This is a genomic window from Halalkalibacter urbisdiaboli (assembly GCF_002156385.1).
GTDB classification, from domain to species: Bacteria; Bacillota; Bacilli; order Bacillales; family Bacillaceae_D; genus Halalkalibacter_A; species Halalkalibacter_A urbisdiaboli.
Window position 1 is genome coordinate 1,366,895 of record NZ_MVJM01000001.1, and the last position, 15,611, is coordinate 1,382,505.

Consider the following 15,611-nt stretch of genomic DNA (forward strand, 5'->3'; position numbering starts at 1 on the left):
CACTCGACCCATGAATAGTCATACCTATAAACTGTCCGTCTTTTTTAAATACATAGTAGCTACCCATTTGTAAATCTTCTTGTATCTCCCATCCCCAACTTTCGATTATTTCATAATAATCTTCCCTAATACCTCCGTTATTACCTATCGCATTATAAAGATATTTTTCATACCCATCTTCTCTACTCTCAGCAAGTTCAGCTTCAACAGGTATAGGAAACTCAGGAAAAGATGAAGAACCTTCAAAATCACTTTCATTACTATTACTACAACCTACAATAGCTATAAGAATTAAAAATAATAGTAGTGTCTTTACTTTTTTCATTTTTTTCACCTCTCTCAAAGGATAACATTATTAAACCAATATTTGGTTATTCAATTATCCTGCTTCGTTTGTTTAATAAGAAAAACTGCATCCCTTGTTGAAGGAATGCCCCCATTAGTTCAAGAGCCATTCTTCACAATTTTACTTTAACTAATTCTGTCTATCTAATGTCAAAATTAAAGAATGTTCAAGCGAACCTTGATCACCACGAATTTCGCCAAACACTATTTCTCCACTTAGTGTATAAACATATTGAGCTAATAAGTCATTTAAGTCACTATCTCCTAAATACTCTTCTTCATAATTACTCTCGTGAGCTATATAATCATACAAAGGCTCTTGTAAACCAATAAAAAAAACTGGAAATTTTAAGTCTTTGTACACACTTTGATTTTCTGGAGATAAGGCATAAGAAAGTTCCTCTTTTGCTATAAGAAGTGCATCAAATATATATTCATTGTTCCTTAATTCATTGAGAGAAACCTCTATAACATTATGCCCGTCAAGGTCTAATGTGGAACTTCCAATGATACCTATTTCATAACTTGTACTTTCATTTTCTAATTCAGAAGAACAAGCAATCAAACTACCGATTAAAAATAATAATAAAAAAATAAATTTTTTCATAAAGAACACTCCTTCAACGACCTACTACAAATATGTTATCATTTTTTCTATTTTTATAAATTTGCTTCTTCCACTAATCTGCTCGTTACTTCAATAAAGAATAGGAGTTGTCTGCACAACTCCTTATTTAACATTCGCACCCGTTTGTTGAACTAAACTTTAGATTAAAAATTTAATCCACTTATGTTCTGGTTCGTGTAGTTCTAAAGCATTTCGAAGCCATTTTTTCTTCTCGTGGCCAAGATAATCCTTTATGGCAAAAAAGTCTTGATGGTCTTTTTCTCTTGGGTTTTTCGCCTTATATAAAAGTACAATTTCTGGATTTAGGTAAGGAATACCTGTTTTAGTAATACTCCTAACGGAATTGAGTGGATAGGAAATCCTTAAATCTCTTCTGAATATCCAATCATTTTCTTTTGTTTCATTAAGTAGAATTTCTATTTTGTCTCCGTTTATCATATTCGAAGCGTGTATTTCGTGAATTGGTAACTCTAAAAACTCATTTTCCCAAAGTTGGAATTCACCGTTAATGACCTTTTTGAACTCCCATTCTTTGAGATAATCTTTTAGATATAATTGGTCTTTTCGAAAAACAGCAAACTCTATATCTGTATGTTCCCTTGTTTCTTTACCAATAAAAAGGTCAATCGCCCAACCTCCAGCAAAAAACCACTTTCTATCAAAACCCAACATTAATGAATTAATACTATGGCATTGTTCAAATGACATAAAATCCCCCAAAGTATAAGTTATCTATTTTCTATTCTCTTACTGCACTCTAAGTTCTTTGCCTTCTTCAACTAAACTTCTATAGTTTAACATTAATTTCCTTTTTATTAGTACAGAAAAGAAGCATTACCGTTGTTGTGGTAATGCCCCCTTAAGTTGAAGAACAAACGCATCACGCATCTAAGTTGAAATTAATCCCCACATTAGATGCTTGCTCCCCACCTCTAATTCCCCAATTATCAAGGCTAGGTTCATGTAATGTTGTGATAATAGAACTCTTACTTATGGATAACGACTCAGATAGTACGTCCGCAAATTCTTTGATTAATTTCTCTTTTGTCTCTTTTTTTCGTCCTGGAAACATTACAACCTCTACAAAAACCATTTCTTCTTCCCAACCCTCTGGCATAAACCAGTTTGCTGAATCAATTTCTAAAAAAGTTACTGGTCCATCTTGTTTAGGTACATTTAAGACGTTTTGCATTATATTTCTTAAATTAAGTGCAATCCCTCTCTTATCAATACCCTGTCTATTTTTCAAAAATACTTTAACTAATGGCATATAATCACTCCACTTACTTTTAACTCCTATTTATTTTACCATTAATTGTTATATTGCTGTTAAACTATCCTGCTTCTTTACTTCAATAAGACAAAAAAAGAGTTGGAAGGCAACTCCACTTATCTTAAACACAAGCACCCTTTAGCTGAATAAAAACATATATAAAAGACCGCCTGATGACGGTCCTTAATTTATAATAACAATTCCGTTAATTGTTTTGGACTTTTAAATAAAAAGGCTGGATTTAAAGGGCACAATCTCTCCAACTCCCCTGCTCCCCATAGAGCTGCAACACTTATCATATTTGCGGAATGTGTAGCTTGAATATCTGTTGGTTGATCTCCAATATATAAACATTCAAATGGCTCAAGATAAAGTTTTTCAGCCATTTGTAGTAATGGAACAGGACTTGGTTTAAATTCGTTACAATCTTCCTTTCCCATAATCACTTCAAAAAAAGGGAATAAGCCAGTGTTCTCTAATTCCTTTGTTGCATTGTTTTTTAGTTTAGCTGTAACCAGACCCAATTTATATCCTTTATCCTTAAGTCCTTTAAGCATTTCCTTAATTCCTTCATATTCTTTAATTTGATGGTTATACTTGCGATAATATCCTAATGTCTCTTCTATAATCTTCTCTGTTTCTGTTACTGTTAAAAAGGGAAATAAATCATTTAATGCATTGAATGGCTTTCCTAATAGATACTGCTTTTCACTCTTGGTCAATTCTTTGTTTAATATTTTCTGTATTCCATAATTATAAGACTCTGTTCCTAACCATTCACTGTTGATTAAAGTTCCATCTAAATCAAATAATACTCCTTTAACTTGACTTATCTCAAACTTCATCTCTGCTCAACCTCTCTCATCTAATCTAAAATCTTCTCAATAGACAAAATTCGACTATGAGGTTAGAAAGTCCTTCTTGTACTAACTTGCTTCATTTGCTCAATAAGAAAAAGACATTCATTTTTGAAGGAATGCCCTCCGTTACTTGAACAAAACGGTAAAAAAAATCGTCAAGTGAAATTTAGCTATCCTTTTTTTTAAGTAGTTCTATTATTTCTTTATTTTGTTCATTTGCCTTACTTAATTTACGCTCTATTGCAAATAACGTAGACATTAGTAATGCAAAAGCAATAATACCAAATATACCCATGGATACACCACCTTGTATAGAGAATCCTCAACTCTGCTCCTGTTACAGAAACACTCCCCGTTACTTTAAGTGAAGTATTTCACATTTTTACTTACTATTCTAAAAAATCAATATTAGCAAATAAACTATCTAAATCATCCCAATTTTCAGCAACCCAAGTATTTTCTTCATTAAATCTATTTAACGGGGATGAATTTTGTATATTAGCTCGGAGCCATTCCGCTTCTTTCCACCATGTTAATTTAATTGAGCGTACTAGTTTTTGATTTGTTAATGCTTGATATTCTTGATAACCCTTAACAAATGCTGAAACTCTGTTTATATGTATTTGTCCTTTTTCAAGACAACAAGATAAAATAGGTCTTGATATATCAAATTCAGGGTAAACATAATGCATTCTATCAAAATCAAGAAGTGCAGATACACTATTAGTTTTAAATAGAATGTTATCTACAAATAAATCCCAATGCCCCCAACCTTTTTCACATTCCGAGAAAATATCCACATCGTTTTTTTCTATGATTTCTCTTTGTATTTCCAATTTTGATAGTGTATTGCTACAATCCAAACTAATAGCTTCATTCCATCTGTCTTTCCATAGATCAATCATACTTTCTTTAGACCGAACATTCCAGTGTAGTGGTAAGTGAACTGTTTTATTGCTATTTAAAAGTTTGTGCATTTTTCCAATTACTTTACCCAAACTATACATTTGTCCTTCATTTGCCGTTCCTGCCTTAATATTACTTCCTTCACATAATCCCATTAAAACAAAGCGCTCACCATATGAAGATTTCATTACATAATTTCCTTTATGTGAGTATAGTTCAGGACAAGGAATCCCCTCATTATATAGATTGTTTTGATGATTTAATGAAGTTTCTAACCCTTGTATCATTTGTTCGGGATACCGGGTTTTATTATATTGCTTTACAAATAAATCACCTATATCGGTCTTTATATGCCATTTTAAATTCATATGACCTAATTCAATTTTAGAAAACTTAATAATATTAAATCCAAATATATTATTTATCGCTTCGAAAATGTCATCCCTAATTGATTTATTCGTCACACTATTCATATATATCACCTTTTTTGCAAAATTTTAATACCCCTTGTTCCACTATTCTGCACCTATAGCTCAATAACAAAAAGGAGCTACAATTGATCCGCAACTCCTTGTTGAATTCAAGCACCCGATAATTGAACAAGATAAGCAAACACCCATTTTTGTGGTGCTTGTTAACTTCATAGAACCATCGCTAAAATTTCATCAACCCACTCAGGATTTTCTTCAATTTCAACCTTTTCACATAAACTCTTATGTATTTTTAAAAATTCAGGAATAATTTTTTTAATTACACTCATTAAATCATTCGGCTCTCTACTGCTATGCCAATCTGCTAAAAGTGAAAGCTGCCAACTTTGTAATTCACTTCTTACACCTTCATATTTTGCCCAATCCCCGAATGAATTCGGTTGTAATCCTTTATCCATATACCAAGCCGTCGCCATAGACATTCTTAAATTATCCAAGCAATTTAAGGCATAATACATTTCTTTTCTATTTACTCTTCGATAAGCTTCATGAACATATGCAAAAAATTTTGTTCTCCAAATCTCAACTTCTTGTACAGATGGACGATAAGAAATTTGGTTTGATTTTTTTAAAACATCTTCCAAAAATTCTGTTTTATCATAAACAATGCTAATGTTTTGGAGCCATACAGATGGTTGAACATCTTTTGTTTTATAATAAAAAGTATCAACCTTTACGAAAGTATCATAATGAGCAACGCTATAAGTTGTCCAAGGAAAGTCTTCGAAGTACAATACTTTTCCCCAGTTTTTAGCTCTCTCTTTTTTGTTTAACCTATATTCTTCAAACACATCATCTTTAACAACTATGCGAAGGTCAATATCAGAATATATATCTGTATTTCGGTTTCCTATTGAACCGCCATAAAAAACAGCTAATACATTTTCATCGGTTATTAAGTCTTGCTCTATTTCTATCAACATAGTTTGACGATACTTAGGAATTTTCAAATCTCTTTCACGATGTTTATTTACTAATCCCACACATTAAAAACCACTCCTTTTAAGTATTTTAATACAAGTTCGCCAAAAGGAAATAAACCCCTTCTTTAACTAAACTCATTACTAGGCTGGCGGAATGAAAATTGCTCATCATTCGTAATCTTGGTTGCTAATGCTTTCGCTTCATCTAATTGTATTAAATTAGTTGTTTCGAAATAGCGTAGTCTTAATTCAGCGTCAGTGGTAGCAAGAGCCGCATCGGCTGCATTGTAAAGGGGATTACACAAGACAAGAAAAAGAAAAGCCATCGTTAGCTGAAAAGGCCGTTTTAACTTATCGAGTAACTGGAAATGACTTCTATTAATTAGATGATACGCCAATAATAAACCTAAGAAAACAACAAGATTGAACACTTCCAACAGATCCACCATACCCGTATTACGTCTAAACAGGTAAAACATTAACAAACAAATTCCTATAATCAAATAAAATGGGATAATGGTTTTCCAGTGAAACTTCCAATAGTTAAGGAAAAACAAATACAAACTTGCTCCAATAATAGTAAGAATTATGAGAAAGCCAACCACATCAGCTAAAATAACTTCCCCTTTGATCGCAAAAATGAAAAAACTAGTTAGAAGCTGTAACGCAGGTAGCGTCATGACCGCAATATCAAAAGTATAAAAGATCCCTTGATTCTTTTTTTGCTTAAGGGTAACGATATAGTAAAATCCTACGACAATGATATAGCCAAAAAACAAAAAGTGGAGAAACTGTCGTAAAGACGGCTGTCTTTCATAAAAAACAGTCGTAATTTCCGTTATGCTTACTTGATGAAGCATTTCAATGGACAAACCGATAAGTAACACAAAACGAACAGCAAAGCCAACATAAATTGATGTTCGCGTTTCATCCTTGTTTCTCAGCAAAAACGTTACTAGACCGTAAATGGCTAATGCCGTTAACGTCCATTGGATAATGGCTTTACTAAAATGACTCAATATAAAATAGTTTTCAATATGCAAGACGAACCTGCTAATAATCTCCATTCCTATACACCTTCTCTTATTTTCTATGAGCTCGTACTGTATAGACAATCGATAAGGAAAAAAGTTTCAAATAAAAAATAATAAAGTTAACTGTCAAAGAGCTTCTAAAACAATAGTAATTCTTATGAAATAAAAGTCCCTTCCATTGTAAATAACGGGTTACTTAAGAGGTGCAAACGAGAAAAAATCACTTCATTTTCACAACAAAAAAGGCATAGAGAAATTCTCTATGCCTTTTTTGTTGCTTTAAAATATAGTTTGATTAACTAATTTTCAAATACGGAAAACATCCCTGTCATGTGTGGGTAATGGTTTTTAAAACCAAACTTCTCGTAAAAACCGTCTTTACCTTCTGATGCAAACAGTCCGACAAAAATTCCGTTACGCTTTTTGATGTAAGAAAGTAAATATTTTAGGATTTCTTTTCCTAATCCCAAACCTTGATAAGCAGGTAGAATAGCTACGTCTTGAATATAAAAAAACATATAATTATCACCGACTATTCGACCCATTCCAACAGGTTCACCATTGACTGTTACGACAATCCCATAAAGAGAATTATTTAATGAACCTTTGGACATTTCTGTATTAATACTGCCCCAACCGACTGATTCCCATAGAAATCTGTGTTCAGAGACAGATGGTATACGTTCATGGATTTTAAAGTTTGCTATATTAACCACCAGACTTTCTTATACAAATCCCTCCTTTTAATTTACTCTTATCATTATGTTTACCTAAAGAGCTTTTTTAGTTTATTCACCTAAAATCAGGCTTGTTTTCTGGGTATAAGTCCACTTAATTTCATTATTTAAACATATAGTGTTGATGTATAGTGAACTTATTAGAAAGGAGAGATTTTATTGAATTACCATAACCAACCCCTAATGAATCCTAACGAACTACAACAATATTATTACGTTGATTCTTTAAATGGACAACAGCGTTTTGGGCAACTTGAGGGACAGCCTATTGGACAGTCCTATGGACAGCCGCCTTATTATCCCCCTTATTATCCCCCTTATCCCCCTCGACCACCACGCTGTCGTTGGGTTCGTGAATGTAGATGGGTACGCCGTTGTAGAGATGACTACTACCCCTATGATAATAATTACGACTACTAATCTGGAATGAGACCTTTAATTAAAGGGTTGGAGATTTTCTCTCTAACTCTTTAATACTTTTTATATGTAGATCAATTAAAAAACGGACGTAATTCCAATGCTGACCTACTTTGACAGACGTTAAATCGCTCACTAAGACAGACATCTCTTCATCTACTTGAAATTCCCGATCTAACACATTTCCAACGGATTCTTCATTTGGTCGAGAGCTCATTGATTTGTAGGACGGTTGTGCACACTTCGATAGGATTCCAAGCTCCTCCATCATTCTCCCTAATCGACGTCTAGAAATCGTGTAACCAGCTTCTAAAAGGCCTTGCAGAAAAGCAACCCGATAGTTGAACAAGACATGAAAGCTCAACAGCAACAACAGCTAAAAAAGGAAGAATGCAAAACGTGTCGAATATACTAAGAATGTTTTTAGTATGCTAACTACGAGGTGTCAAAATGAATGATAGTAAACGAAATGAAAAGATTATAGAAACCAATGAAGAATCGAAAAAGCTTTCAACGAATTCATTTTTCAGCTGTATGGGAATTATTTTATTGATACTATTTGGTATTTTCTTACTTGCCTTCTTTTTTGTCGGCCCATTGTTTGTAAAAGAATTACTTTTTAATACCGAAGGCGCAATTGCTTTTGCTACTGAGTATAATGTTACGATATTGGTTATGATTTTTATCATTCTATGGTTTTTTCTTTGTCTGTATTTTGTAAAAGGTGGAAAGCTTTTGTTATTATTAATGACCGTTCCGTTTGCAGCTTGGGTAATGCTATTTTTTAATTATTATCTAGTAACTTTAGATGGTGTAAAAGCTAGTCCTTATTTTCAGGTGATTCCTAAGTTTATAGAATGGGAAGAGATGGAGGAAGTAGCCTTTGTTCCTAGTTATCGTGTGGGTAGAAGGGAAACGACCTTTGAACTAAAAATCGCTTGTCTAATCGATGGAAAATCACATTGGATTGAAACAAATGGTGACATAGAGAAACTACAAAAATTAAAGGAAATGCTAGCAAACCAAGGAGATGTACCTGTTTTTATATTTCCATTAGATAAAGGTGACATTAATAGGTTGGCTGAATATAAAGAGGATCATATAGAGTATTACAAAGATATACTAAAGTTCTTAGAAGTAAAAGATATAAATAATTATAAAGAGGAACACATACTGGTAAACGAATCTTTTTATGAATAGCATTAACAGCCAAGGCAAATTTGAGAGGTAGCAACATTAGCGTGTTAATTAAAAGAGGTTTAAAAATTGAATAATTGTTCAATTTTTAAACCTTTCTTTCTTCAACTACCCTGTCACTTTAGTTACATCCTCAAATAAAAGATATCTATGTAACATCTAAAACAAGTATCGTATGTAAGTATCAGTTATAACTATTTACCTGTTACAGTTTCAATAAAGATTTGGATATATGAATTACTCTAATGAAATAATATGTTTGATCACTGCCTTAGCTGTTCCGAATTTAGGAATGTTAACCAAACCTTTTTCAATTGCTAGACTTTGAGCTAATTCAGGCTTAACCCCCACGATAAAACCTTGAATCCCCATAATAGATAAACAGCTTATCATTTCATTAATTTGATTGGGTAGTTCTTCATTCCATTGCTTAATCCCACTAAAATCAATGATTACATGTTCTATATCTTCTTGTTCACACTGTTTTAATAATTTCTTTAATATTATGTTAAAAAGACTTTTATCTACAATTCCTAATACAGGGATAGCAAGGGTATTATCCCATACATGTAGAATAGGACCTGATAGTTCTTGAATAACTTTTTCCTTTCTTTTCTCTTCTTCTACCACAGTAGTCACGTCCATTAACATAACAACATAACCAACAATGCTTTTATCCATTTTAATTGGATTAATAATTATATCGGCTACATATTCATCTTTAATATTTATTCTTGAAGAATGAGTATCAGTTAATTTGTCCATAACTTTTTTTTGATGAGCTGGATTTCGATGGAAGTGACTCATATTAGTTCCTATTATGTCTTCTACTTTTTCGATATTAAAAAATGAGATAACCTTTGTTAACAAGTTAACTGCTTTAGGATTAATCCAAACTATATTATAATCCACATCAGCAACGATAATATTTTCTCCAATAGCTTCTAATATTTTTGTTGCGTCATTAATAGAGGATAAGTTTCCAATTGAAGTCATTTTATAAATCCTCCTCGTTTTTTTTTAAAAACCTCATAACTCATATTATATCGTTTTTTAACAATAATTTCGATTGAGAATAATTCTCTAAAAAAAGCATTCACTTATTCTGGATACTCACTAGTGCATCATTTATTTCTGGAATGACTTCTTCATTATTCTCAATATGCCATTGCACCTTTTGATTAAAGAAAATCCCACATTAGAGTATCTCCCCAATCGAATATTATTACTTTAATGTTCCTAGTCATTGTCTTACCTCTTTTTTTAAAATAATGATTAAAATTGTTCATTCAAAGTGTTGAAGATCGTATAAATAAAAAACTGCATGCCCTCCCACCAAGGAAGGGCATGCATCCTAAAATCATCTATTAATTTACTTGCAGCAACTTGCGCCAGCCACCTAACTCAGTTATATCCTCTGCTCCTTCTGCAGCATAAGCTTCACAGACAAAGCCCGGAACTTCGCTTCCATCAGCAAGCTCGACTTTGCCAATGCCAAGCGGTGCTGGAATCATCGTTGCAAATTTTCCAAATTCAGAAAGCGGCATTTCCCAAATTTCAAGCTCAATTGCTCCGCCGCTGCCATCATTCTTTTTTATCATTCCAGGCTTTGCTGGCTCAGATGGCAATTTAACGAATTGATACACAGGGGCCGAAATGTCTTCACGAATAAAACGAGCACGGCATTCCTGCATTTGCTTTTCTAACGGAAACCCTCTCATGTGTAGTCCGCAAACAGCAACCAAAGTCTTCTCTTCGGAATCAGCGCTTGATTGCAAGAACAAATCTGCTGCCCCGCGAATCAAACCTTCCCCCTCCGCTAAGCCAAATAGCGTAATTCCAAACGGTAAATTAACATCAGCTTCTCCAGCAGGAATCGCAACTGCGCACATATCTAGCAAATTACAATGATTCGTATAAAGGCCCATATCACTGTTTGTTTCAATTGGATTTTTACGTACTTGGTCGCGTGTCCACGTTCCACCGGCTGTCGGAAGAACTAAAACGCCATTTACGAGCAGCTTCTTTGCTTGAAGTTTATAAGCTTGAAGCTGATGCTGCGCTCGGAAAACGGCAGCTGCATCATATTGGCTTGCGGAACCAGAACGAAGCACCTTTTCTGTCACTGGAAACGTCGCGTCAGGATGTCCTTCGACAAACTCCCCGAGTGCCGCCCAGCGTTCCGCTACAATCGGCCCACCATATAAAAGTGCCGCTGCATCTGATAAGAACTTGGTATCGACATATTCAACATGCACACCCAAACGGTCGATTTTAGCAACAGCACATTCCCAAGCCTCCTGATACTTATCAGCAAAAGGCCCAAAAAACCTAGGTGTGTCCTTAGGCAAAACTATTCGCTTAGGGACGGATGCATTTGGCACTGGTAATTCTCGAGACCACGGATCCTGTTCCTCGACGCCACGTGCAACACTATCTACTAGGATGGCTTCTTCAAAACGATGAGCGAATACCGTCACACAATCCAAACTCGCACAAGCTGGAACAACACCCTTAGTTGACCAAGCCCCAAGACTCGGTTTATAACCAACAAGATTATTAAGCAACGCTGGAACCCGGCCAGATCCTGCTGTGTCGGTTCCTAAACTAAAAACAGCTTGACCGCGTGCAACTGCAACAGCTGATCCTGAGCTAGAACCGCCGCTAATTAGTTCTGGACGTAATGAATTATGAGTTTCACCATATGGACTTCGGGTTCCGACTAATCCTGTTGCAAATTGATCAAGGTTCGCTTTTCCAACCGGAATCGCACCTTTAGCAATCAATCGCTCCACAACTGGTGCATTTTCACTAGGTTCGTACGCATACTCTGGGCAACCTGCCGTTGTTAAAACCCCTGCTAAATCAATATTATCTTTAATTGCAAACGGAATTCCCCATAGAGGAGAGCTCTCGATATCAAGAGAGTTCAGCCTTTCTAAGTAAGGATTAATTAGTTCAAGCGAAGGCGGTGTAATCCAAATATTCATGTCCGCATCTACTTTCGCTCGTTCAATAATCTCCAGAACGACTTCTTTTGGAGTGAGTTCCTTCTTATGATATTGTTCTCTCAGCCATTCTACCGTTAAATGATATGGTAGGTTCATTATACAGACACCGCCTCTTCTTTTTCTTCGCGAATGCCAACAATGAGTTGACCAGCATGCACTTCATCACCAGGCTTGACGTAGATGTTGTCGATATAGCCGTCGCACGTTGCATGCTGAGGAAACTCCATTTTCATGCTTTCTTCTATTAAAATACTCTCGCCTTTTTTCACGAATTGACCTGGTTCCACTAATACTTTCCAAACACTTCCTGGCATCGAGCAACGCACAGCAACGACTCCTTCAGGAAGCTCTTCTTCTTCACTTTCAACAACTGCATCCTGCTCAGAGATGTACTCTGCAAGCCCTAGTTCCTTCCAGCTTTCACGCTCAGCTCTAAACGCATCTTGCTGCTTCTTACGGAACACTGTAATGTCTTCTTCAATTGACTGTAAAAAGGCTAAATAGTCGCCAAGTTTAAATGTCGTTTCGGTAATATCTGCTTCAAAGCGGCCGCGCGGGAAATCTTCACGAAGCTTAAGCAGCTCATCAGCTCCAACTGGATAGAACTGAATTTGGTCAAAGAAACGAAGCAGCCATGGCTTGCCTTCTTCAAAATTCTTTGATGAATGAAGCTTATTCCACATTTGAATTGTCCGGCCCACAAACTGATAGCCACCAGGGCCTTCCATTCCGTAAACGCACATATACGCGCCGCCGATTCCAACCGCATTTTCCGGAGTCCACGTACGTGCTGGGTTGTATTTTGTTGTCACAAGACGGTGACGCGGGTCCATTGGAGTCGCAACTGGTGCCCCCAAATACACATCTCCTAAGCCCATGACTATATAGTTCGCATTAAAAACCACATCTTTTACTTCATCTAAATTGTTCAAGCCGTTAATGCGGCGAATAAACTCCAAGTTACTCGGGCACCATGGTGCATCTGGACGGACATTTTTTTGATATCGGTCCGTTGCAAGCTGTGTCGCCGGATCATCCCAAGATAATGGAAGCTTGACAATACGAGATGGCACTTCGATTTCCTCAAGCGGTGGAAGCTGGCTGTCAAGCTCCATAATTTTTGCGGCTGCTTCTTGTACTGTTGTTTTCGTTGGGTCAATATGAACCTGTAACGAGCGAATACCCGGTGTTAAATCAACGTATGGAATTTCACCGCTTTCTTTGATCGCATCCATTAATACATGCGCTTGGAAACGAAGCAATAAATCAAGCTCCATTTCTCCGTATTCGACTAAAAGATACTCATCGCCTGAGCAGCGAATTGTCATTGGGAATCTTCTGTTTTCTTCTTCTTGTGCTAAAATTGGATAATTGGAATCGATCTCTCGGATCGCTGGTAGAACACTTTCGACACGAGCATCTGTTCTGACGCCTTCTCCAATTGCCGTTAATTGCTTTTCTTGTTGCTGACGAAGTTCGTTCGCATCATCAAGAGTTAGCAGTTCAAAGCGGATTTTATCACCTGGATGCAATTGTCCAAGCTTCCAGAATTCAGCCGATGCCGTTGTGACTGGACAAACGAAGCCCCCTAAGCTCGGGCCATCTGGACCAAGTAAAATCGGCATATCTCCTGTTAAATCAAGCGTTCCAACTGCATACGCATTATCATGGATGTTCGATGGGTGCAAGCCCGCATCGCCGCCGTCTTCGCGCGTCCACTTAGGCGCAGGTCCAATTAAACGGACACCAGTACGAGAGCTGTTAAAATGTACCTCCCAGTTTGTTTCGGTTAATTGAGTTAAGTATTCTGGCTGCAAAAATTCTTCGGTACAATGCGGCCCAGGAATAACGCCGATCGTCCATGTGTTAGTCATTTCCGGTCTTGAAGGAAGATCAAGCTCTTTTGTTTCAACCGGCTCCACTCCACGGTTAACGTTTAACACATCACCAGGGCGAAGAGCACGACCACCATGACCTCCAAAGCCGCCCAATGTAAACGTTGCAGCACTTCCGAGGGTGAGTGGCATATCAAACCCCCCGGCAACTAAAAAGTAGCTACGCATCCCCGTTTTCGCTTCACCGAATTGAAGTACTTGACCTTTTTTTGCTAAAATTGGCTGATAAAGCGGAACAGTTTCTTCATCTAAATGTGCTTCCATGTCAGCTCCTGTTAAGCAAAACCAGATGTCATTTCTAAATTTGTACGAGCCACCACGTAATGTAAGCTCAAGTCCTGGTGCAGTATCGTCGTTTCCAAGTAACTTATTTCCAACTCGGAATGATAGTGGGTCCATTGGTCCGCATGGCGGAACTCCAACATCCCAGTGTCCAGTCCGTCCAGGGAAATCTTGTACTGTCGTTTGAACACCACCGTCTAAGACTTCAATTGCATTTTCTGGCGGTTCAAAGCCATTTAACATTTGCGTAAATACACGACCCGCTTTACATTCTTCATCTAGTAATAACGCTTGTAAGTATTGAAGGTTAGTCGTTACCCCGTAAAACCGTGTTTCCTCTAATGCTTGATGAAGCTTGTTAAGGGCATCTTCACGGTTATCACCGTGAACGATGATTTTCGCCAGCATCGGATCATAAAGCGAAGTCACTGTCACACCGTCGCGTAGCCATGTTTCAACACGGGCTTTTTTCGATAAAATAACTTTATCCAATTGACCAGCACTTGGCCGGAAGTTTTGTAGGCAATCTTCTGCATAAATACGAGCTTGAATGCTGTGTCCTACAGGGTTTTGAACAAGTGATGGTAAATCTACGAGTTCATTTGCCGCTTCTTTGACCATCCATTCTACTAGGTCAACGCCTAACACTTCTTCTGTAACGCCGTGCTCAACTTGAAGTCTCGTATTCACTTCTAGGAAGTAGAACTCCTCCGTTTCTGGGTCATATAAGAATTCGACCGTGCCAGCACTACGGTAGCCAACTTCTTCAGCTAAGCTCTTTGACGCAGCAAACATTTTTTCACGAACGGAATCTGATAGATTGGGAGCTGGACTTTCCTCAATCACCTTTTGGTTTCGGCGCTGGATCGAGCAGTCGCGCTCTCCCAATGTGATGACTTCCCCTAAAGCTGTTCCGAAGATTTGTACTTCCACATGACGCGCTCTTGCAATATATTTTTCTAAAAAGAGTCCGCCATTATTAAAGTTTGTTTCAGCAAGGTGACGAACCCCTTCATATGCTTGCCTTAATGCATCCTCGTCTTCACAAACCCGCATACCTATTCCGCCACCGCCCGCTGTACTTTTTAAAATAACTGGATAGCCGATTTTTTTGGCTTCTAGTAACGCTTCATCTAATTCTGTCAGTAAATTCGTTCCTGGTAACAATGGAACACCTGCTTTAATAGCAATTTCACGAGCCGAGTGCTTCAACCCGAACATCTCCATTTGCTCCCCAGTTGGTCCGATAAAAGCAATGCCCTTTTCTTGACAGGCACGAGCGAAATCAGCATTCTCACTTAAAAATCCGTAGCCTGGGTGAATGGCCTCAGCCCCTGTTTTAACGGCTGTTTCCAAAATAAGATTAGCATTAAGATAACTGTCCTTTGCTGGGCCCTCACCGATTAACACCGCTCCATCTGCATGGTCGACATGTAGACTGTCTTGGTCCGCTTCCGTATAAACAGCAACGGATTGGACTCCTAATTTTTTCAATGTTCGCTCTATTCGAACTGCAATGGCACCGCGGTTTGCAATTAAGACTTTCTTAAACATATGAAAACCTCCACTCTCTTCGTTTGTTGGGGAGATGGTTCAAAAAGCTCTCCCTCCC

Annotated in this window: 15 protein-coding genes; 1 reads left to right on the top strand and 14 read right to left on the bottom strand. The window is 37.0% G+C overall.

Annotated elements, in window-relative coordinates:
• The 11 genes from B1R93_RS06935 to B1R93_RS06985 form a co-directional block, all read right to left on the bottom strand.
• Nucleotides 1-325: hypothetical protein (locus tag B1R93_RS06935; RefSeq protein ID WP_207634123.1), on the bottom strand; the 325-nt coding region annotated here is incomplete at its 3' end.
• Between the two features lie 150 nt (nucleotides 326-475).
• Nucleotides 476-952: a hypothetical protein gene (locus B1R93_RS06940; RefSeq protein WP_088103166.1), complete on the bottom strand. Its 477-nt coding sequence runs from the start codon at nucleotides 950-952 to the stop codon at nucleotides 476-478.
• A gap of 159 nt (nucleotides 953-1,111) precedes the next feature.
• Nucleotides 1,112-1,681: a nucleotidyltransferase domain-containing protein gene (locus B1R93_RS06945; protein WP_088103167.1), complete on the bottom strand. Its 570-nt coding sequence runs from the start codon at nucleotides 1,679-1,681 to the stop codon at nucleotides 1,112-1,114.
• 172 nt (nucleotides 1,682-1,853) lie between these two features.
• Entirely contained in the window at nucleotides 1,854-2,243 is a 390-nt protein-coding gene (locus B1R93_RS06950) for a tautomerase family protein (RefSeq protein ID WP_088103168.1), read from the bottom strand.
• 191 nt (nucleotides 2,244-2,434) lie between these two features.
• A complete protein-coding gene (locus B1R93_RS06955) occupies nucleotides 2,435-3,091 on the bottom strand; it encodes an HAD family hydrolase (protein WP_088103169.1) in 657 nt (218 codons plus the stop codon).
• A gap of 181 nt (nucleotides 3,092-3,272) precedes the next feature.
• Entirely contained in the window at nucleotides 3,273-3,401 is a 129-nt protein-coding gene (locus B1R93_RS23625) for a hypothetical protein (protein ID WP_280949460.1), read from the bottom strand.
• A 94-nt stretch (nucleotides 3,402-3,495) separates the two neighbouring features.
• The gene (locus B1R93_RS06960; RefSeq protein WP_088103170.1) at nucleotides 3,496-4,485 is read right to left on the bottom strand and encodes a phosphotransferase; all 990 of its coding nucleotides are present in this window, start codon (nucleotides 4,483-4,485) and stop codon (nucleotides 3,496-3,498) included.
• 167 nt (nucleotides 4,486-4,652) lie between these two features.
• Nucleotides 4,653-5,486 (bottom strand): hypothetical protein, encoded by an 834-nt coding sequence (locus B1R93_RS06965; protein ID WP_088103171.1) that lies wholly within the window; start codon nucleotides 5,484-5,486, stop codon nucleotides 4,653-4,655.
• A 65-nt stretch (nucleotides 5,487-5,551) separates the two neighbouring features.
• Entirely contained in the window at nucleotides 5,552-6,493 is a 942-nt protein-coding gene (locus B1R93_RS06970) for a hypothetical protein (RefSeq protein WP_088103172.1), read from the bottom strand.
• 266 nt (nucleotides 6,494-6,759) lie between these two features.
• A complete protein-coding gene (locus B1R93_RS06975; protein ID WP_245308235.1) occupies nucleotides 6,760-7,167 on the bottom strand; it encodes a GNAT family N-acetyltransferase in 408 nt (135 codons plus the stop codon).
• Nucleotides 7,168-7,636: 469 nt separating this feature from the next.
• Nucleotides 7,637-7,963, bottom strand: a complete 327-nt coding sequence (locus B1R93_RS06985; protein ID WP_133058615.1) for a hypothetical protein — start codon at nucleotides 7,961-7,963, stop codon at nucleotides 7,637-7,639.
• Between the two features lie 101 nt (nucleotides 7,964-8,064).
• Between B1R93_RS06985 and B1R93_RS06990 the strand changes: the two genes are divergently transcribed.
• On the top strand, nucleotides 8,065-8,814 hold the full coding sequence (locus B1R93_RS06990) for a hypothetical protein (RefSeq protein WP_088103175.1): 750 nt from the start codon (nucleotides 8,065-8,067) through the stop codon (nucleotides 8,812-8,814).
• A gap of 234 nt (nucleotides 8,815-9,048) precedes the next feature.
• On the opposite strand, the gene B1R93_RS06995 is transcribed toward B1R93_RS06990, so the two are convergent.
• The 3 genes from B1R93_RS06995 to uca all read right to left on the bottom strand — a co-directional run bounded on the left by B1R93_RS06995 (nucleotide 9,049) and on the right by uca (nucleotide 15,553).
• Nucleotides 9,049-9,807, bottom strand: coding sequence for an STAS domain-containing protein (locus B1R93_RS06995; protein WP_088103176.1), 759 nt, complete (start codon nucleotides 9,805-9,807; stop codon nucleotides 9,049-9,051).
• A 371-nt stretch (nucleotides 9,808-10,178) separates the two neighbouring features.
• Nucleotides 10,179-11,918 (bottom strand): allophanate hydrolase, encoded by a 1,740-nt coding sequence (gene atzF / locus B1R93_RS07000; RefSeq protein ID WP_088103177.1) that lies wholly within the window; start codon nucleotides 11,916-11,918, stop codon nucleotides 10,179-10,181.
• Nucleotides 11,918-15,553 carry an urea carboxylase gene (gene uca / locus B1R93_RS07005; protein ID WP_088103178.1) on the bottom strand — a complete coding sequence of 1,212 codons (3,636 nt, stop codon included), beginning with the start codon at nucleotides 15,551-15,553 and terminating at the stop codon, nucleotides 11,918-11,920. Before uca ends, atzF begins: the two co-directional genes overlap by 1 nt.
• Between the last annotated feature and the right edge of the window lie 58 nt (nucleotides 15,554-15,611).